The 19,738-nt window shown below is 69.7% G+C and carries 15 protein-coding genes and 1 pseudogene; 7 read left to right on the plus strand and 9 right to left on the minus strand.

All coding sequences use genetic code 11. The annotated features are described in order from the left end of the window. Nucleotides 1–13: 13 nt before the first annotated feature. Entirely contained in the window at nucleotides 14–1,684 is a 1,671-nt protein-coding gene (locus OG322_RS22270; protein WP_123459816.1) for a sodium:solute symporter family protein, read from the minus strand. Between the two features lie 266 nt (nucleotides 1,685–1,950). Here OG322_RS22270 and galT point away from each other — a divergent pair, with 266 nt between their 5' ends. The 3 genes from galT to galK are packed head-to-tail and all read left to right on the plus strand — an operon-like array spanning nucleotide 1,951 to nucleotide 5,197. Further along, nucleotides 1,951–2,994 carry a galactose-1-phosphate uridylyltransferase gene (gene galT, locus OG322_RS22275; protein ID WP_329306832.1) on the plus strand — a complete coding sequence of 348 codons (1,044 nt, stop codon included), beginning with the start codon at nucleotides 1,951–1,953 and terminating at the stop codon, nucleotides 2,992–2,994. Next, entirely contained in the window at nucleotides 2,991–3,971 is a 981-nt protein-coding gene (gene galE / locus OG322_RS22280; protein ID WP_123459814.1) for a UDP-glucose 4-epimerase GalE, read from the plus strand. The genes galT and galE overlap by 4 nt, the downstream gene beginning before the upstream one ends. After that, nucleotides 3,968–5,197: a galactokinase gene (galK, locus tag OG322_RS22285; protein ID WP_329306833.1), complete on the plus strand. Its 1,230-nt coding sequence runs from the start codon at nucleotides 3,968–3,970 to the stop codon at nucleotides 5,195–5,197. Before galE ends, galK begins: the two co-directional genes overlap by 4 nt. Before the next feature lie 71 nt (nucleotides 5,198–5,268). On the opposite strand, the pseudogene OG322_RS22290 reads toward galK, so the two are convergent. Further along, nucleotides 5,269–5,706 (minus strand): annotated as a pseudogene (locus OG322_RS22290) (GNAT family N-acetyltransferase); the annotation flags it as partial. A 269-nt stretch (nucleotides 5,707–5,975) separates the two neighbouring features. Here OG322_RS22290 and OG322_RS22295 point away from each other — a divergent pair. Continuing rightward, a complete protein-coding gene (locus tag OG322_RS22295; RefSeq protein WP_123459813.1) occupies nucleotides 5,976–6,797 on the plus strand; it encodes a response regulator transcription factor in 822 nt (273 codons plus the stop codon). On the opposite strand, the gene OG322_RS22300 is transcribed toward OG322_RS22295, so the two are convergent. Further along, nucleotides 6,756–7,253: a MarR family winged helix-turn-helix transcriptional regulator gene (locus OG322_RS22300; RefSeq protein ID WP_123459812.1), complete on the minus strand. Its 498-nt coding sequence runs from the start codon at nucleotides 7,251–7,253 to the stop codon at nucleotides 6,756–6,758. The two genes, OG322_RS22295 and OG322_RS22300, sit on opposite strands and share 42 nt — an antisense overlap. 89 nt (nucleotides 7,254–7,342) lie before the next feature. Between OG322_RS22300 and OG322_RS22305 the strand changes: the two genes are divergently transcribed. Further along, nucleotides 7,343–8,140, plus strand: a complete 798-nt coding sequence (locus OG322_RS22305) for a trans-aconitate 2-methyltransferase (protein ID WP_124284208.1) — start codon at nucleotides 7,343–7,345, stop codon at nucleotides 8,138–8,140. Then, nucleotides 8,140–8,505, plus strand: coding sequence for a VOC family protein (locus OG322_RS22310; protein WP_124284207.1), 366 nt, complete (start codon nucleotides 8,140–8,142; stop codon nucleotides 8,503–8,505). The genes OG322_RS22305 and OG322_RS22310 overlap by 1 nt, the downstream gene beginning before the upstream one ends. Nucleotides 8,506–8,587: 82 nt before the next feature. Here the strand turns inward: OG322_RS22310 and OG322_RS22315 are convergent, their stop codons facing one another. The 5 genes from OG322_RS22315 to OG322_RS22335 all read right to left on the minus strand — a co-directional run bounded on the left by OG322_RS22315 (nucleotide 8,588) and on the right by OG322_RS22335 (nucleotide 16,106). Further along, nucleotides 8,588–10,342, minus strand: coding sequence for an FG-GAP repeat domain-containing protein (locus OG322_RS22315; protein ID WP_329306834.1), 1,755 nt, complete (start codon nucleotides 10,340–10,342; stop codon nucleotides 8,588–8,590). A gap of 115 nt (nucleotides 10,343–10,457) precedes the next feature. Next, on the minus strand, nucleotides 10,458–12,224 hold the full coding sequence (locus OG322_RS22320) for an FG-GAP repeat domain-containing protein (RefSeq protein ID WP_329307757.1): 1,767 nt from the start codon (nucleotides 12,222–12,224) through the stop codon (nucleotides 10,458–10,460). Between the two features lie 266 nt (nucleotides 12,225–12,490). Next, complete coding sequence (locus OG322_RS22325; RefSeq protein WP_405703227.1) at nucleotides 12,491–14,167, minus strand: FG-GAP repeat domain-containing protein; 1,677 nt, start codon at nucleotides 14,165–14,167, stop codon at nucleotides 12,491–12,493. Between the two features lie 281 nt (nucleotides 14,168–14,448). Then, nucleotides 14,449–15,135, minus strand: coding sequence for a TetR/AcrR family transcriptional regulator (locus tag OG322_RS22330; protein WP_123459807.1), 687 nt, complete (start codon nucleotides 15,133–15,135; stop codon nucleotides 14,449–14,451). Beyond that, nucleotides 15,132–16,106 (minus strand): acyl-CoA desaturase, encoded by a 975-nt coding sequence (locus OG322_RS22335; RefSeq protein WP_123459806.1) that lies wholly within the window; start codon nucleotides 16,104–16,106, stop codon nucleotides 15,132–15,134. The genes OG322_RS22330 and OG322_RS22335 overlap by 4 nt, the downstream gene beginning before the upstream one ends. 343 nt (nucleotides 16,107–16,449) lie before the next feature. Between OG322_RS22335 and ppc the strand changes: the two genes are divergently transcribed. After that, on the plus strand, nucleotides 16,450–19,179 hold the full coding sequence (ppc, locus tag OG322_RS22340; protein ID WP_123459805.1) for a phosphoenolpyruvate carboxylase: 2,730 nt from the start codon (nucleotides 16,450–16,452) through the stop codon (nucleotides 19,177–19,179). A 26-nt stretch (nucleotides 19,180–19,205) separates the two neighbouring features. Here the strand turns inward: ppc and OG322_RS22345 are convergent, their stop codons facing one another. Beyond that, nucleotides 19,206–19,676, minus strand: coding sequence for a hypothetical protein (locus OG322_RS22345; RefSeq protein WP_123459793.1), 471 nt, complete (start codon nucleotides 19,674–19,676; stop codon nucleotides 19,206–19,208). Nucleotides 19,677–19,738: the final 62 nt, after the last annotated feature.

Here is a 19,738-nt window from a genome sequence, read left to right on the forward strand (position 1 = left end):
TGAGTTACTCCGATCAGAACGAGTAGGGGACGTAGCACAGGGCGGCGAGCACGATCGCACCCCAGCCCAGCAGGGCCGGCCTGCGGTACCAGGCGCTGTCGCCCTCCTCAGGTACCTCATCGGCGTCCGGCGACTCGGTTCCGTATACGAGACCGGCCAGTTCGGCCTCCGGCTTGGGAGCCGTGAACAGCGTGACGGCGACCATGACGACCGCACCTGCGACGAACCCGACGATCGCGGAGACGAAGTTGGCGCCCTGGTCGCTCGGGATGTCGATGACGCCCTGCTTGTAGATGACGAAGTAGTTGACCATCGCGGCCGTGGTGCCCGCGACCAGCCCCCAGACGCCCGACTTCATCGAGGCGCGCTTCCAGAACATGCCGATGATGAAGACGACGAAGAGCGGGACGTTGAAGAAGGAGAACAGTGTCTGGAGGTAGGTCATGATGTTGGAGAAGCTGGCGGCGATGTACGCCGTGCCGATGGATGCCAGCACCCCTAGCACCGTGATCAGCCGGCCGAAGCGCAGGTAGTACGCGTCCGGCTGGTCCTTCTTCACGTACCGCGCCCAGATGTCCGTGGTGAACACGGTGTTGAACGAGGAGACGTTGGCGGCCATGCCCGCCATGAACGCGGCCAGCAGACCGGTCACCGCGATACCGAGCACACCGTTGGGCAGCAGCTCCCGCATCAGCAGCGGTATCGCGTCGTTGTAGGCCAGATCCGAGCCCGGGGTGCCGATCTTCGGTACGAGGACGGCGGCGACCAGGCCGGGGATCATCACGATGAAGACGATGAAGATCTTCGGGAACGCGGCGATCAGCGGGGTGCGCCGGGCGGCCGAGAGGTTCTTCGCGGACAGGGCGCGCTGCACCTCGGCGAAGTTGGTCGTCCAGTAGCCGAAGGAGAGCACGAAGCCCAGGCCGAGGACGATCGTCAGCCAGTTGGCGCCGAGCGGGTTGGCGTCACCGATGCCCGTACCGCCCCAGGCCGACATGAAGTCCTGCCCGTGACTCTTCTCCAGCGAGCCGGTCAGCCCGTCCCAGCCGTCGACGCGCTTGAGCCCCAGCACGGTCAGCGGAATCAGCGCGGCGAGGATGACGAAGAACTGCAGTACCTCGTTGTAGATGGCGGAGGAGAGCCCTCCGACGGTGATGTAGAGCAGGACGAAGATGCCCGCGACGATGATGGCCACCGACCGCGGCCAGCCGAGGAGCGCCTCCACGACGATCGACAGGGCGTACAGGTTGACGCCCGCGATCAGGACCGCCGAGAAGGCGAAGAGTATGGAACTCAGCAGATGCGCCGACTTGTCGAAGCGGTGGAGCAGGAACTCCGGTACGGAGCGCACCTTCGACCGGTAGTAGAAGGGCATCATCACGAGCCCCAGGAAGACCATGGCCGGGATGGCGCCGATCCAGTACCAGTGGACGACCGCGACGCCGTACTGCGCGCCGGTCGCCGCCATGCCCAGGATCTCGGTGGCGCCGAGGTTGGCCGCCACGAAGGCCAGACCGGTCACCCACGCGGGCAGTGACCGTCCGGAGAGAAAGAAGTCGAGGCTCGTTCTCACGCTCGCCCGAGCGGCGAAGCCGATGCCGAGAACGACGACGAAGTAGATCGCCAGAATCGTGTAATCGAGCCCGTTCGTGGGGAGCCGGAGCCCGGATGCCAGTGAGTGCATGGGGGGAACTCGCTTCGTTGCGTGTATTGAACCCGAGGGAAGCTATGCCTTTGTGTTCAGAAAATGAACAGTTTCGTTGAGGTTCTTTGTTTGATTGTGATCGTATGGCCCGGGAATCCGGCCTTAATCCACGAGAACCCCACGAGAGTCCCGCGAGGGCCGCAGGAGATCCCGCTCGCATCCGACCGCACTTGGTTGACGTTGACTCATTGACGCGCCTGTTGATTTGTGGTTCCTTGTGTTGAGTTATGTTTGAGAGGAGTCTGGTGAAGAAGACGGTTACGACGCTCGCCGACGGCCGGGAGCTGCTCTACTACGACAGCCGCGACGACGTGGTCCGGGACGCCGTCGACCGGCGGCCGCTCGACGCCGTGGCGACCTCCTCCGAGATCCGCCGGGACCCCCTCCTCGGGGACAGCGTCGCCATCGCCTCGCACCGCCAGGGCCGTCCGTACCATCCGCCGGCCGACGAGTGCCCGCTCTGCCCCTCCCAGGAGGGACGGCTCAGCGAGATCCCCGACGACAGGTACGACGTCGTCGTCTTCGAGAACCGCTTCCCCTCGCTCGCCGGTGACTCCGGCCGCTGCGAGGTCGTCTGCTTCACCTCCGACCACGACGCGTCGTTCGCCGGTCTCAGCGAGGAGCAGGCCGGCCTCGTACTGGAGGCCTGGACCGACCGCACCGCCGAGTTCGCCGGGCTCGACCAGGTCAAGCAGGTGTTCTGCTTCGAGAACCGGGGCGCCGAGATCGGCGTGACGCTCGGACACCCGCACGGGCAGATCTACGGCTACCCGTTCGTCACCCCGCGCACCGAGCTGATGCTGAGCTCGATGGAGAAGCACCGTGCGCGGACCGGCGGCAACCTCTTCGATGACATCGTCGCCCGCGAGCTGTCCGACGGCGGCCGGATCGTGCTTTCCGGTGAGCACTGGGTGGCGTTCGTGCCCTACGCGGCCCACTGGCCGTACGAGGTCCATCTGTACCCGCTCCGGCGCGTCCCCGACCTGCGGGACCTCGAAGACGGGGCACGCACGGAGTTCACACAGATCTATCTGGAACTCTTGAGGCGGTTCGACCGGATATTCGGCCCCGGCCAGCCTCCGACGCCGTACATCTCGGCCTGGCACCAGGCGCCGTTCGACATCCCCGGACGGGAGGAGTTCGCGCTCCACCTCGAGCTCTTCACCGTCCGACGGACGCCCAGCAAGCTGAAGTTCCTCGCGGGTTCCGAATCCGGCATGAGTGTGTTCATCAACGATGTGCCGCCGGAGGCCGCGGCCGCGCGACTGCGAGAGGTAGCGAGCGAGTGAGCAAGTCCCCCAAGAAGTACCTGGTGACCGGCGGCGCGGGATACGTGGGCAGCGTGGTCGCCCAGCACCTGCTGGAGGCGGGTCACGCCGTCACCGTCCTCGATGACCTCTCCACCGGATTTCGCGCGGGAGTGCCGGCCGGCGCCGAGTTCATCGAGGGCCGCGTCCAGGACGCGGCGAAGTGGCTGGACGCCTCCTACGACGGGGTGCTGCACTTCGCCGCGTACTCCCAGGTCGGCGAGTCCGTCACCGACCCGGAGAAGTACTGGGTCAACAACGTCGGCGGGTCCACCGCCCTGCTCGCCGCGATGCGTGACGCCGGGGTGCGCACCCTGGTCTTCTCCTCCACCGCCGCCACCTACGGCGAGCCGGTCTCCAGCCCCATCACGGAGGCCGACCGCACCGCTCCGACCAGCCCCTACGGCGCGACCAAGCTCGCCGTCGACCACATGATCACCGGCGAGGCGGCCGCCCACGGGCTGGCCGCGGTCTCGCTGCGGTACTTCAACGTGGCCGGGGCGTACGGCAGCTGCGGTGAACGGCACAGCCCCGAGTCCCATCTGATCCCGCTGGTCCTCCAGGTCGCCCTCGGACAGCGCGAGTCGATCTCCGTCTACGGCGACGACTACCCCACCCCCGACGGCACCTGCGTCCGCGACTACATCCATGTCGCGGACCTCGCCGAGGCCCACCTCCTGGCCCTCGAAACCGCCACCGCGGGCGAGCACCTGATCTGCAACCTCGGCAACGGCAACGGCTTCTCGGTCCGCGAGGTCATCGAGACGGTCCGTGAGGTCACCGGCCACCCGGTCCCCGAGACCGCGGCCCCGCGCCGCGGCGGCGATCCGGCCGTCCTGGTCGCCTCCGCCACCACCGCCCGGGAGCGCCTCGGCTGGCAGCCGTCCCGCGCGGACCTGGCCGCAATCGTCTCCGACGCCTGGACGTTCGCCCGCCGAGAGGAGCACACCGCACCATGACCGACAACGCTGAGCCGACCGCCGCCCCCACCGAGCCGACCGCTTCATTCACCGAGCCGACCGCTTCATTCACCGAGCTGACCGCTTCATTCACCGAGCTGTACGGGGCCGCACCCGAGGGGATCTGGGCCGCCCCCGGCCGGGTCAACCTGATCGGCGAGTACACCGACTTCAACGACGGCTTCGTGATGCCGCTCGCGCTGCCGCACACCGCACGGGCCGCCGTCGCCCGCCGCACGGACGGCGAGCTGCGGCTGCACTCCACCGATGTGCCGGGCGGTGTCGTCCAGCTCCGCGTCGACGAGCTGGCCCCGCACTCCGGCCACGGCTGGGCCGCCTACCCGGCCGGGGTCGTCTGGGCGCTGCGCGAGGCCGGCCACCCGGTCACCGGCGCCGACATCCAGCTGACCTCCACCGTCCCCACCGGCGCCGGGCTCTCCTCGTCCGCCGCCCTCGAAGTGGTCACCGCGCTGGCCCTGAACGACCTGTTCGGGCTCGGGCTCACCGCCGCCGAGCTGGCGGTGCTGGCCCAGCGCGCGGAGAACGCCTTCGTCGGCGTCCCCTGCGGCGTCATGGACCAGATGGCCTCGGCCTGCTGCACCGAGGGCCACGCCCTGCACCTGGACACCCGCGACCTCACCCAGCGCCAGGTCCCCTTCGACCTGGCCGCCCACGGCCTCCAGCTCCTCGTCGTCGACACCCGCGTCAAGCACGCGCTCGGCGACGGCGCGTACGCGGAGCGACGCGCGGCCTGCGAGGAGGGCGCCCGCGTACTCGGCATCCGTACGCTGCGCGAGCTTCCGTACGAGGGCCTGGGCGCCGGGCTCGACACGCTGGCCGCGGCCGGCGCGGACGAGTCCGTCGTGCGCTGCGTACGCCATGTGGTCAGCGACAACCAGCGCGTCGAGCAGGTCATCGCGCTGCTCGACGCGGGCGATGTGCGCGCGGCCGGTCCGGTCCTCACCGCGGGCCATGTCTCGCTCCGGGACGATCTGCGGGTCTCCTGCGTGGAGCTGGACCTGGTGGTCGAGACGGCGAACGCGGCCGGGGCGCTCGGTGCGCGGATGACCGGCGGCGGCTTCGGCGGCTCGGCGATCGTGCTGGTGGAGGAGGCGCAGGCGGACACCGTCACCAAGTCCGTCCTGGAGGCCTTCGCTTCGGCGGGCTACGCGGCCCCCGGCGTCTTCCCCGCGGTCCCGTCCGCGGGCGCCCGCCGGCTCGGCTGAACCCCGGGCGGCTCAGAGGCGGTCGGTGACCTCCGACCGGGCGGTCCGAAGTCGCCGACAGCCTCTCGGCCGAGCTGCTTGGTGAGGGTGAACTCGGTGACGCCCGGCGGGTAGTTCTCGACCCGCCCGGTCACCTCGTAACCCCGCTTCCGGTAGAAGTCCGGGGCCTGGAAGCCCCAGGTCTCCAGCCGGGAGCGGGTGCAGGACCGGTCCGTGCGGGCCACCCGTTCCGCCTCGGCGAGCAGCCGCGAGCCGAGGCCGGAGCCGCGGTGCCCGGCGTCGACCCAGAGCATGTCCACATGCAGCCAGTGCGCCCAGGTGCGCCCGGTCAGCCCGGCGGCGAGCTGCCCGTGGGCGTCCATCGCCCATACCTCCAGCGGGACTTCGTGCGCGGCCGGGCCGTCGCGCAGCGCACGGATCTCCGGCGACCTCGCGGTGTTGTCCTCGCGGAGCCGCCTGTTCAGCAGCTGACGACGTTCTTGGTCCACTTCTGTCTCAAGACGGAACATGAACAACACCCTAGGACCGCCCGGACCCTCAGTTCCGCGAATCGCCTCCCGCTCCGGTCCGCCGCCCGTACGCTGATGCACAGCACCGGTGGGGGCCGGTGCTGATTCAGGGGTACGAGACAGCCGGGTGCGACACCCGGGCGGGGCGGGAGTCGGTGCACGGCGGCGGCCGTGGCACTGAGGTCCGAATCCCCGTTCCGGGTGTCGCACCCGTGCCGGTCCGTCACTGCCGGGGGTCGCACGCTACGGGGCGCCCCAGAACACACAGCATGGGGGTGTCTGTGGTCCGTATCCGGGTTCTCGTGGTCGACGACCACCGCATTTTCGCCGAGTCGCTCGCCGCGGCGCTCGCGGCCGAGCCGGACGTCGATGTGGCGGCGGCGGGCAGCGGCCCGGCCGCCCTGCGCTGTCTGGAGCGCGCGGCCGCCGAGGGGCGTGGTTACGACGTGATGCTGGTCGACGCGGAGCTGGGCATCCTGGCCCCGGCGGGCGGCCGCAGGGCCGTCGGTCAGGTGCCGGCGCCCGCTCCGGACGCCGGGGGGAACGGGCAGGCCGACGGCATCTCGCTGGTCGCCGGGGTCCGTGCGGACCGGCCGTCGGTGCGCACGGTGGTGCTCGCCGAGAAGGACGACCCGCGCCGGGCCGCGCTCGCGCTCCAGGCCGGGGCCTGCGGCTGGGTCGCCAAGGACTGCTCGCTCCAGCGGCTGCTCGCGGTCATCCGGGGTGTGCTGCGCGACGAGACGCATCTGCCCGCCGCCCTGCTCACCGGGGTGCTGCGGGAGCTGCTGGCTGACCGCAAGCACCGCAGCGAGAGCGAACTGCTCGTCGAGTCGCTGACCCCGCGCGAGCGCGAGGTGCTGCGCTGCATGGTGGCGGGGCTCGGCCGCAAGGCGGTGGCGGAGCGGCTCTTCCTCTCCCCGCACACGGTGCGTACCCATATGCAGAACGTGCTGGGCAAGCTGGGGGTGCACTCGACGCTGGCGGCGGTCGCGCTGGCCAGACGGGCGGGCGTCGGGCCCGCCGATCCGGTGGCGCCCCGGGAGCCGGGCCTAGCCGGGGATGTTGTCGAACGGGGCAGTCAACTGGCGTAGCAGGCCTGCCAGTTCGCCGCGCTGGTGGCGGGATAGTTCGCCCAGGATGGCGCGCTCCTGGGCGAGCAGGCCGGCCAGTGACTGGTCGGCCTTGTCGCGGCCCTCGGCGGTGAGCCGGACCAGTACGCCGCGGCGGTCGCTGGGGTCGGGGAGCCGCTCGACGAGGTTCTTCTTGGTCAGCCGGTCGATGCGGTTGGTCATCGTGCCCGAGGTGACCAGCGTCTGGGTGAGCAGCTGGCCGGGGGAGAGCTGGTACGGATCGCCGGCGCGGCGCAGCGACGTGAGGACGTCGAACTCCCACGGCTCCAGACTGTGCTCGGAGAAGGCGATCCGGCGGGCCCGGTCGAGGTGGCGGGCCAGGCGGGAGACGCGGCTGAGGACCTCGAGTGGTTCCACGTCGAGGTCGGGGCGCTCTCGGCGCCATGCAGCGACCAGTCGGTCGACCTCGTCCTCCATGTGGATCAGTGTAGAGGGTCTGTCGACATGAAGTCTCTTGAATCCGAGTGTCTTGACATCAAGATACTTTCGGGATGATCCTGGTTCCCATGACCGCACCCCTCTGGGATCCGCAGCAGTACCTGCGCCACGCGGACCACCGCACCCGCCCCTTCCACGATCTGCTGGCCCGCGTCCCCCCGCTCCCGGGCGCCCCCGCCCCCCGGATCGCCGACCTCGGCTGCGGAGCGGGCAACGTCACCGCCCTGCTCGCGGAGCGCTGGCCCGCCGCCCGCATCACCGGCTACGACAACTCCCCGCAGATGCTGGAGCGGGCCCGCGCCCACGCCACCGCGCTGCTGGACTTCGCCGAGGCCGACGCCGCGACCTGGACGCCCGGGGAACCGTACGACCTCATCGTCTCCAACGCCCTGCTCCAGTGGGTCCCCGGCCACGCCGACCGCTTCCCGGCCTGGCTGGACGGCCTCGCCCCCGGCGGCACCCTCGCCCTCCAGGTGCCCGGGAACTTCGAGCAGCCCAGCCACGTCCTGATGCGCGAACTCGCCGAGTCTCCGCGCTGGCGCGCCCGGCTGGGCGGCCTGCTGCGCCACGCCGACGCGGTCCTGAGCCCCGCCGGTTACCTCGACCGGCTCACGGGCCCCGGCCTCATCGCGGACGTCTGGGAGACCACCTACCTCCACCTGCTGCCCGGCGAGGACGCCGTACTCGACTGGGTGAAGGGCACCGGCCTGCGCCCCGTCCTCACCGCGCTGGCCGACGACGAGGAGGCCAGGAGCGCCTTCCTCGCCGAGTACCGCGACCTGCTGCGCACCGCGTACCCCGCGGGGGCGTCCGGCACCGTCTTCCCGTTCCGCCGTATCTTCGCCGTCACCCACCGGGAGAAGTGATGATCGCCGCCCTCGACCACGTCCAGCTCGCCGCCCCCGCAGGCTCGGAGGACGAGCTGCGCGGCTACTACGCGCACACCCTCGGGATGACCGAGATCGCCAAGCCCCCGGTCCTGGCCGCCCGCGGCGGCTGCTGGTTCCAGGCGGGCCCGGTCCAGCTCCACCTGGGCATCGAGGCGGACTTCCGCCCGGCCCGCAAGGCCCACCCGGGGCTGCGGGTGACGGACATCGGGGCGTACGCGGCCCGGCTGACGGAGCGCGGCGCCGAGGTGACGTGGGACGAGGACCTGCCCGGCCACCGCCGCTTCTTCAGCCACGACCCGGTGGGCAACCGGCTGGAGTTCCTGGAGCCGGTGACCGGCTGAGCGGGCGGAGCGGTCCGGGGACGCGGAAGCGCCCCGCCCCCGTAGGACCGGGGACAGGGCGCTTCCGCGCCGAACGGGAGGCTCAGTACATGTTGTTGTAGATGTCCCAGCCGTAGCCGATCTTCACGCGCGTGGCGATCGGTTTGCTGTCGAGGCCGGTGGACGTATAGAGGTACACGTCTCCCTTGCCGTTGACGCCGACCAGATCGGCCTTGCCGTCACCGTTGAGGTCGCCCGGTGCGGCGAACGTCTTGTAGATGCTGAATCCGACGCCGATCACCGTGCGCAGCGACTCGAACGGCGCGGAGGCCTTGCCCGTGCCCTTGTAGAGGTAGAGCGTGCCGCTCGGCGTACGGGCCACCATGTCGTTCAGACCGTCGCCGTTGAGGTCGCCGGCGCCGAAGATGTCGTTGTACGTGTCGTAGCCGTAGCCGTAGCCGACCTTGATCCTGGCGGAGAAGCCGGTGCCCGAGCCGTTGCCCCGGTAGAGGTACAGGTCGCCGGACTTGGTGCGGGCGAGCAGATCGCCCTTGCCGTCGCCGCTCATGTCGCCAGGACCGACGAGGGTGTCGTAGTCGCCCCACCCGCTGCTGACGGGCGCACCCTCGTTGTAGAGCGTGCCGTTGTGTGTCTCCAGCAGGTCGGCGTAGCCGTCGTTGTCGAGCGACGACGGGAAGCTGATGTCGGCGCCGGCCCAGCCGCCGCTGTCACTGGCCTGGACGCGGGCGCTGAGCGTGCCGTTGTTCTTCGTGTAGTACCAGTAGAGCGTGCCGCCCGTGGTGCGGGCCATCAGCTCGTTCTTGCCGACGTAAGGGTTGCCGCCCTCGCTCGCGAAGAGCGACGCCACGTGCCAGCCCGTACCGATCTGCGTCCGCTTGAGGAGGGTGCCGTCACCGGTGGACTCGTACGCGTACAGCGTGCCGTCGGGCATACGGGCCATCAGGTCGCCGAGGCCGTCGCCGGTCATGTCGTCGGTGGCGATGATCTGGTTGTACACGCCGTAGCCGTAGCCGACCTTGACGCGTTTCTTGTACGGCGACGCGGCGATTCCGGTACCCGCGTAGTAGTACAGGTCACCGGCGGGGGTACGGGTGTAGAGGTCGCCGATCCCGTCGCCGTCGGCGTCGTTCGCGCCGACGATCTGGTCGTAGACGTTCCAGCCGTAGCCGACCTTGACGCCGGCCTTGAAGGGCGCGCTGGTGACGTTGCCGGTGGCCGCGTACAGGTAGATGTCGCCGGACGGGGTCCGGGCGAGCAGGTCGCCCCGGCCGTCGCCGGTCAGGTCGCCCGCGGCGACGACCTTGTTGTACTTCTGCCAGCCGGTGCCCGACCAGTCGGCGGAACCGGAAGGGTTGGTGTTCCAGGCCTGGTGGAGCGAGAGCTTGCCGGTCGCTGACAGCATGAGCAGCTCGGGGTTGCCGTCGCCGTTCAGGTCGCCCGGCGTGATGACGTCCTTCAACCGCTCGTTCGGGTCGTCGGTGTTGAGGGTGAACGGGTAGGTGTCCCCACCGTTCGTCGGACTGATGTAGTACTTCCCGTCGATCCCGCGGTACAGGGTGTCGCTGTAGCCGTCGCCGTCCACGTCGAAGCGCGGCTTGGCGGGAACGACCGCGGCCTTCGCGCCCTCGGCGGCCGCCGCCGGCGACTTCCGCGCGGTGCGCTTCGGCAGTGTCAGCGTGGGCTGCGCGTCGGCAGCGGGGATGCGGGGCTGGGTGGCGCCATGCGGTGCGGGCGCCGGGGCATCGGCCGAGGCCGGGGCCGCCAGCAGCGTGCCGGCCGAGAGGACGAGTGCGGTGCAGGCCGCGATCCGCCGCGCGCGCTTCGAGCGCGCGGGCACGGAACGGCGGGGTTCAGTGGAAGACAAAGCCCCCCCCAGGGGTAAGTGGTGGAACAGCGCCCCGCGAACCGGGTTCCGGGGGCGGGGCGCTGTGCTGTGCTGTGTGGCGGGATGCTCAGGACACGTTGTTGTAGATGTCCCAGCCGTAGCCGATCTTCACGCGCGTGGCGATCGTGCCGGTGCCGGTGGACGTGTAGCGGTACAGGTCGCCCTTGCCGTCGACGCCGATCAGGTCGGCCTTGCCGTCACCGTTGATGTCGCCCGGTGCGGCGAACAGCCTGTAGGTGTTGTACCCGTAGCCGATCTTCACCCGCGCCTTGAAGGGCGCGGAGGCCTTGCCCGTGCCCTGGTACAGGTACAGGTCTCCCTTGGTGTCGCGCGCCACCACATCGGCGAGACCGTCGCCGCTGAGGTCGCCGGCGCCGACGATCTTGTTGTAGATGTCCCAGCCGTAGCCGACCTTGAGCTTGGGCGCGAACTTGCTGCCGAGCCCGTTGCCCTCGTACAGGTACACGTTGCCCTTGGCGTCCCGTGCCAGCAGGTCGCCCTTGCCGTCGCCGCTCAGGTCGCCCGGACCGGTCAGGCTGTTGTAGACATCCCAGCCGAGGCCGATGAAGTGGCCCCCCGTGAACAACTGGCCCTGGTGGACCCAGAGCGGATCGGGCTCGCCGTCGTTGTCGAGTGAGGATGCGAGCCCCCTGGTCCCCAGGTTCATGCCACCGCTGGGCAGGCCGTTCAGGTTGCCGGTGCTGCGGGCGAAGAACTGCCCGTTGTTCCTGGACTTGTACCACCAGGAGTAGCCGGAGTTGGTGATGGCCTGGACCTCGTGCTTGCCGAAGTCCGGGTTGCCGCCCGCGCCGACGAACAGCCCCGCCGTGTTCCATCCGGTGCCGCCGGAGACCGGCGTGCGGTCGAGGGTGCCGTACCCGGAGGCCAGGTAGAGGATGACGTCGCCGTTCGGCTTGCGGGCGGCGATGTCGCCGAGACCGTCACCGTTGATGTCGTCCATGGCGACGAGCTGGTTGTAGATGTTGAAGCCGTAGCCGGTCTTCACACGTGGCTTGAACGGCTTCGTGATGTCGCCCGTGCCGGAGTAGAGGTAGAGGTCGCCGGCCGGGGTGCGGGCGAAGACGTCGCCGATGCCGTCGCGGTTGACATCGTTGGCGCCCACGATCTGGTCGTAGGAGTCCCAGCCGGAGTCGACCTTGACACCCGCCTCGAACGGCTCGCTGTCGACGCTGCCGGTGGACCGGTAGGCGTAGAGGTCGCCCGAGGGCGTACGCGCCAGCACATCGCCGCGGCCGTCACCGCTCAGGTCACCGGCCGCGACGACCTTGTTGTACTTCTGCCAGCCGGTGCCGGACCAGGTGGCGCGGCCGGCGACGCCATTGGTCACGGCCTGGTGCAGCGAGAGCTTCCCCGTCGCCGACAGCGTGAGGATTTCGGGCATGCCGTTGCCGTCCAGGTCGCCCGGCGTGACGATGTCCTTGGCCAACTCATTGGGCTCGTCGCGTTCGAGGAGGTACGGGAAGCCGCCCTGCCAACGATTCTGGATGACGTTCAGCTCGCCGTCCAGAGTCCGGTACGCGAAGTCGCTCTGCCCGTCGCGGTTCACGTCGAAGCGTGGCTTGACGGTCACGGCCGACGCGCCCTCGGCACCCGCTGCCCGCGGCTTCTGCGCGGTGCGCTCCGGGAGGACGAGAGTCGGCTGCGGGGCCGGGTCGGGGGCCGGCCGCGGTGCGGCGCCGCGCGGTGCGGCCGCCGGGCCGTCGGCTGAGGCAGGGACGGCCAGCAGCATGCCGGCCGAGAGGACGAGTGCGGTGCAGGCCGCGATCCGCCGCCCGCGCTTCGTGCGCGCGGGAAGAGAACGGCCGGGTTCCACAGAAGACAAAGCCCCCCCAGGGGTAAGCGGTGGAACCGGGTGAAACGCCTTCATGGATGTGTCACATGTAGGGCGAAGTGTTCCCGGAATGTTCACAGACCCTATAGCTGTGAACACTGGGACCGCATTGGTTCAGTGCCGAATCAATGTCCTGGTCTGGCAACAACGCAGCCGGTGTCCGGCCGGGCGGGCCGCCGGCTGGAGACGCGGGAGCGCCCTGCCCCCGAGGAATCCGGGGACAGGGCGCTCCTCGCCGAACAGGACGCTCAGTACATGTTGTTGTAGATGTCCCAGCCGTAGCCGATCTTGACCCGCTTGGCGATCGTCCCGGTGCCGGTGGACGTGTAGAGGTACACGTCGCCCTTGCCGTCGACGCCGATCAGATCGGCCTTGCCGTCACCGTTGAGGTCGCCCGGTGCCACGAACTTCTTGTACGTGTTGTAGCCGGTGCCGATCTTGACGCGCGCCTTGAAGGGCTTGGTGGCCGAGCCCGTCCCCTTGTACAGGTAGAGCGTGCCGTCCGACGCGCGGGCCACCATGTCGTTCAGACCGTCGCCGCTGAAGTCACCGGCGCCGACCAGCTTGTTGTACGACTTGTAGCCGTAGCCGACCTTGATCTTGGCGGAGAAGCCGGTGCCCGAGCCGTTGCCCCGGTAGAGGTACAGGTCGCCGGAGGTGGTGCGGGCGAGCAGGTCGCCCTTGCCGTCGCCGCTCAGGTCGCCAGGACCGACGAGGGTGTTGTAGCCGCCCCAGCCGCTGCTGATGGTCGAACCCTCGTTGTAGAGCTTGCCGGAGTACGTCTCCAGCAGGTCCGCGTAGCCGTCGTTGTCGAGCGACGACGGGAAGCTGATGTTGGCGCCGGCCCAGCCGCCGCTGTCACTGGCCTGGACGCGGGCGCTGAGCTTGCCGTTGTTCTTCGCGTAGTACCAGTAGAGCGTGCCGCCCTTGGTGCGGGCCATCAGCTCGTTCTTGCCGAACGTCGGGTTGCTGCCCTGGCCCCCGAAGAGCGACGCGACGTTCCAGCCGGTGCCGATCTCGGTCCGCTTGAGGAAGGTGCCGTATCCGGTGGACTCGTACGCGTAGAGCGTGCCGCCCGGCGTACGGGCCATCAGGTCGCCGAGGCCGTCACCGGTGGCGTCGTCGGTGGCGATGATCTGGTTGTACGTGTCGAAGCCGTAGCCGACCTTGACGCGCGCCTTGTACGGCGCCGAGGCCTTTCCGGAACCGGCGTAGTAGTACAGGTCACCGGCGGGCGTACGGGTGTAGAGGTCGCCGATCCCGTCGCCGTTGACGTCGTTCGCGCCGACGATCTGGTCGTACGAGGCCCAGCCGTAGCCCACCTTGACGCCGGCCTTGAACGGGCCGCTGGTGACGTTGCCGGTGCCCGCGTACAGGTAGATGTCGCCGGACGGGGTCCGGGCGAGCAGGTCGCCCCGGCCGTCGCCGGTCAGGTCGCCCGCGGCGATGATCTTGTTGTACTTCTGCCAGCCGGTGCCGGACCAGTCGGCGTATCCGGCGCTGTCGGCGCTCCAGGCCTGGTGGAGCGAGAGCTTGCCGGTCGCCGACAGGGTGAGCAGCTCGGGCCTGCCGTCGCCGTTCAGGTCGCCCGGCGTGATGACGTCCTTGAACTTCTCGTTCGGGTCGTCGGGGTTCAGGGCGAACTCGTAGGAGCTCGACCCGTTCGTCGGAACGACGTAGTAGTGCCCGTCGATCCCGCGGTACAGGGTGTCGCTGTAGCCGTCGGCGTCCACGTCGAAGCGCGGCTTGGCGGGAACGACCGCGGCCTTGGCGCCCGCGGCGGCCGCGGCCGGCGACTTCTTCTTCGCGGTGTGCTTCGGCAGCGTCAGCGAGGGCTGCGCGTCGGCGGCGGGGACGCGGGGCTGGGTGGCGCGGTGCGGCGCGGGCGCCGAGTCATCGGCCGAGGCCGGAGCGGCCAGCAGCATGCCGGCCGAGAGAACGAGTGCGGTGCAGGCCGCGATCCGCCGCGCGCGCTTCGAGCGCGCGGGAACGAAACGGCCGGGTTCCACAGAAGACAAAGCCCCCCCAGGGGTACGTGGTGGAACCGGGAGAAACGTCTTCACAAGTGCATTACATGCAGGGTGAATGTGTTCCCGGGATGGTCACAGACTCTACAACTGTGACCCCCGCGACAGAAGTGGTTTAGCAATGGATCAATGTCTCGGCTTGGACACGCCACGGCCAACCCCTCCCGTGCACCACCCGCTCAGTTCTTGCGGTGGCCGATCAGCCGCGGCTTGGACTCCAGGTTCTCCAGTCCGTGCCACGCCAGATTCACCAGATGCGCCGCCACCTCGGCCTTCTTCGGCTTACGGGCGTTCATCCACCACTGGCCCGTCAGCGCCACCATGCCGACCAGTGCCTGCGCGTACAGCGGAGCCAGCTTCGGATCGAAACCCCGGGCCTTGAACTCCAGACCCAGGATGTCCTCCACCTGGGTGGCGATATCGCTGATGAGCGAGGCGAACGTGCCGGTCGACTGGGCGACCGGCGAATCACGCACCAGAATCCGGAACCCGTCCGTGTACGTCTCGATGTAGTCCAGCAGCGCGAACGCCGCCTGCTCCAGCAGCTCACGCGGGTGCCCGGCGGTCAGGGCGCTGGTGACCATGTCCAGGAGCTGGCGCATCTCCCGGTCGACCACCACGGCGTACAGCCCCTCCTTGCCGCCGAAGTGTTCGTAGACAACCGGCTTGGAGACCCCGGCACGCGCCGCGATCTCCTCCACCGAAGTGCCCTCGAAACCCTTGTCGGCGAAGAGGGTGCGACCGATGTCCAGCAGTTGCTCGCGGCGTTCCTTGCCCGTCATCCGCACCCGCCGGGCCCGCCGGGTCGAGGGTGCGCGGGATTTCTCGCTGCTTGTGCTTCCGTCGGTCGCCACATCATCAATCATGCCGCGTCGGCCTCCGCCGGGTGGCGCCGGGACTCGATACGGGCGGAGTCGGGCCAGCGCACATCGGTCGCCCAGCCCAGCTTCTCGAACCAGCGGATCAGCCGGGCACTCGAATCGATCTGCCCCCTCATCACGCCGTGCCGGGCACTCGTCGGGTCCGCGTGGTGCAGGTTGTGCCAGGACTCACCGCACGAAAGGACCGCCAGCCACCACACGTTCCCCGACTTGTCACGGGACTTGAAGGGACGCTTGCCGACCGCGTGGCAGATCGAGTTGATCGACCACGTCACGTGGTGCAGCAGCGCGACCCGGACCAGGGAACCCCAGAAGAACGCCGTGGCCGCACCCCACCACGACATCGTCACCAGACCGCCGACCAGCGGCGGGATCGCCAGCGACAGAATCGTGAAGGACAGGAAGTGACGGGAGATCCCGCGGATCGCCGGGTCCCTGATCAGGTCAGGAGCGTACTTCTGCTGCGATGTCTGCTCCTCGTCGAACATCCAGGCGATATGGGCCCACCACAACCCCTTCATCAGGGCCGGCAGCGTCTCGCCGAAGCGCCACGGGGAGTGCGGATCGCCCTCGGCGTCCGAGAAGCGGTGGTGCTTGCGGTGATCGGCCACCCAGCGCACCAGGGGACCCTCCACAGCGAGCGAACCGGCCACGGCCAGGGCGATACGGAGCGGACGCTTCGCCTTGAACGAGCCATGTGTGAAGTAGCGGTGGAAGCCGATCGTGATGCCGTGGCAGCCGATGAAGTACATCGCCACCATCAGACCCAGATCGAGCCAGCTGACACCGCGGCCCCAGGCCAGCGGCACCGCCGCGACCAGGGCCAGGAACGGCACGACGATGAACAGCAGGAGCGCGAACTGCTCGATCGACCGCTTGTTGTCCCCGCCGAGCGTGGCGGAGGGAGGACCGTCGGCCGCCGGAGCGGCCTCGATCACATCGGGGCTGGTCTTCATGGGGAGTCCCCTGTGGGGTGAGAACGCAACGGGAAGCCGGGGCTACGCATGCGTAACCTACGGCGTCGTAAGTATGGCAGCGCGGAGCCCCGCCACAAGAGGGAGCGGCCGACCGGGCACAGAGTGGCGCCTTACGGGGTAGGGGACACAGCGCGTACCCCGGAGGTACCCGCCGCGAACAGCGGACACCCTTCGGGGCGCGAACAGCACCGAAAGCACGGACACCTATCCTGGAGAGGTCGGACAGCGCGGTCCGCACTCTGCTTTCCCGGGGGTGGCGTGGCACCCGCTGCCAGCCGCGGCCCCGGATCCCGTGCTCAACCACTGCAAGGAGCCGCACACTGTGAGCAGTGCCGACCAGACCCCTGCCGCCAGCCCCGAGCTGCGCGCCGACATCCGCCGCCTCGGTGACCTGCTGGGCGAGACTCTCGTACGCCAGGAGGGCCAGGAGCTCCTCGACCTCGTCGAACGGGTCCGCGCCCTGACCCGCACCGACGGCGAAGCGGCGGCCCAGCTTCTCGGCGACACGGACCTGGAGACCGCCGCACAGCTCGTGCGCGCCTTCTCCACCTACTTCCACCTCGCCAACGTCACCGAGCAGGTTCACCGCGCCCACGAGATGCGCGACCGGCGCGCCGCCGAGGGCGGGCTCCTCGCCCGCACCGCCGACCGCCTCAAGGACGCCGACCCGGAGCACCTGCGGGCCACCGTCAAGAACCTGAACGTACGGCCCGTCTTCACCGCGCACCCCACCGAGGCCGCGCGGCGCTCCGTACTGAACAAGCTGCGCCGCATCGCCGCACTCCTCGAAACCCCCGTCATCGAGGCCGACCGGCGCCGCCACGACCTCCGGCTCGCCGAGAACATCGACCTCATCTGGCAGACCGACGAGCTCCGTGTCGTCCGCCCGGAGCCCGCCGACGAGGCCCGCAACGCCATCTACTACCTCGACGAGCTCCACGCCAACGCCGTGGGCGACGTCCTGGAGGACCTGGCCGCCGAACTGGAGCGCGTCGGCGTCGAACTGCCCGCCGGCACCCGCCCCCTCACCTTCGGCACCTGGATCGGCGGCGACCGCGACGGCAACCCCAACGTGACGCCCGCCGTCACCTGGGAGGTGCTGATCCTCCAGCACGAGCACGGCATCACCGACGCCCTCGAACTCGTCGACTACCTGCGCGGACTGCTCTCCAACTCCATCCGCTACACCGGAGCCACCGACGAGCTCCTCGCCTCACTCCAGGCCGACCTGGAACGCCTCCCCGAGATCAGCCCCCGCTACAAGCGGCTGAACGCCGAGGAACCCTACCGGCTCAAGGCCACCTGCATCCGGCAGAAGCTCGTCAACACCCGCGAGCGCCTCGCCTCCGGCACCCCGCACCGCCCCGGCTGCGACTACCTCGGCACCTCCGAGCTCATCGCCGACCTGGCCCTCATCCAGACCTCGCTGCGCGAACACCGCGGCGGCCTCTTCGCCGACGGCCGGATGGACCGCACCATCCGCACGCTCTCCGCGTTCGGCCTCCAGCTCGCCACCATGGACGTGCGCGAACACGCCGACGCCCACCACCACGCGCTCGGCCAGCTCTTCGACCGGCTCGGCGAGGAGTCCTGGCGCTACGCCGACATGCCGCGCGACTACCGGCAGAAGCTCCTCGCCAAGGAACTCCGCTCCCGCCGCCCGCTCGCGCCGACCCCGGCCCCGCTCGACGCCGCGGGCGAGAAGACCCTCGGCGTCTTCCACACCATCAAGGAAGCCTTCGAGCGCTTCGGCCCCGAGGTCATCGAGTCCTACATCATCTCGATGTGCCAGGGCGCCGACGACGTCTTCGCCGCCGCTGTCCTCGCCCGCGAAGCCGGCCTCCTCGACCTGCACGGCGGCTGGGCCAAGATCGGCATCGTCCCGCTCCTGGAGACCACCGACGAGCTCAAGGCCGCCGACGTCATCCTCGACGAGATGCTCGCCGACCCCTCCTACCGCCGCCTCGTCTCCCTGCGCGGCGACGTCCAGGAGGTCATGCTCGGATACTCCGACTCCTCCAAGTTCGGCGGCATCACCACCTCCCAGTGGGAGATCCACCGCGCCCAGCGCCGCCTGCGCGACGTCGCCCACCGCTACGGCGTGCGCCTGCGCCTCTTCCACGGCCGCGGCGGCACCGTCGGCCGCGGCGGCGGTCCCTCGCACGACGCGATCCTCGCGCAGCCCTGGGGCACGCTGGAGGGCGAGATCAAGGTGACCGAGCAGGGCGAGGTCATCTCCGACAAGTACCTCATCCCCGCGCTCGCCCGCGAGAACCTGGAACTGACCGTCGCGGCCACCCTCCAGGCCTCCGCGCTGCACACCGCACCCCGCCAGTCCGACGAGGCGCTGGCCCGCTGGGACGCGGCCATGGACACCGTCTCCGACGCCGCCCACGCCGCGTACCGCAAGCTCGTCGAGGACCCCGACCTGCCGACGTACTTCCTCGCCTCCACCCCGGTGGACCAGCTCGCCGACCTGCACCTGGGCTCGCGGCCCTCCCGCCGCCCCGGCTCGGGCGTCTCACTCGACGGCCTGCGCGCCATCCCGTGGGTCTTCGGCTGGACCCAGTCCCGTCAGATCGTCCCCGGCTGGTTCGGCGTCGGCTCCGGCCTCAAGGCGCTGCGCGAGGCCGGCCTCGACACCGTCCTGGAAGAGATGCACGAACAGTGGCACTTCTTCCAGAACTTCCTGTCCAACGTCGAGATGACCCTCGCCAAGACCGACCTGCGCATCGCCCGGCACTACGTCGACACGCTCGTCCCCGACGAGCTGAAGCACGTCTTCGCCGACATCGAGGCCGAGCACGCGCTCACCGTCAGCGAGGTCCTCAAGATCACGGGCAACACCGAACTGCTCGGCACCAGCCCGGTGCTCCAGCAGACCTTCGCCATCCGTGACGCCTACCTGGACCCGATCTCCTACCTCCAGGTATCCCTGCTGGCCCGTCAGCGCCAGGCGGCCGAACGCGGCGAGGAAGCAGACCCGCTGCTCGCCCGCGCCCTGCTGCTCACGGTCAACGGCGTAGCCGCCGGACTGCGCAACACCGGCTGATCAACGCCGCCGCGGGTGCGGTCCCGTCACAGGGCGAAGAACGTCGCCACCAGCAGGACCGCACCCGCGATCCCGGCGCCCCACGCGATCCGGGGCAGCCGCAGACCGCCGCCGATCACCAGCGCCGCGAGAACCAGCGCGCCGCCCAGCGGCAGCCACGCGTGCAGGAAGCCCGGCGTCCCCGTCCGCACGACCTCAAAGGTGCCCGGCTTCACGACGACGGGGAAACGGTCCCCCTTCTTCGCCGCCACGGACTTGTCGACCGACACCCGGGAACGCCCGGACCCGCCGTCCGACGGCACGTACGGGCCCGTGCAGACCTCGCTGCCACACCCGGTGACCGTCATCGTGCCGTGCTCGCGGCCCTTGGCCAGCACGATGTGATGCGCCGAGTCCCACGAGGACAGCGCACCCGCCACCAGCAGCAGCAGGACGACACAGCCGAGCGCGGCGGTGCGGCCGTAATGCAGGGCACGTTGGGAGGAGCTGCGCTTCATGGGGGCCGATCCTTGGCCAGCGCCCCGCACCCGGTCAAGCTGTGGCTGAAAACAGCATGATT

It is taken from the genome of Streptomyces sp. NBC_01260, from assembly GCF_036226405.1.
In the GTDB taxonomy this organism is placed as follows: Bacteria; Actinomycetota; Actinomycetes; order Streptomycetales; family Streptomycetaceae; genus Streptomyces; species Streptomyces laculatispora.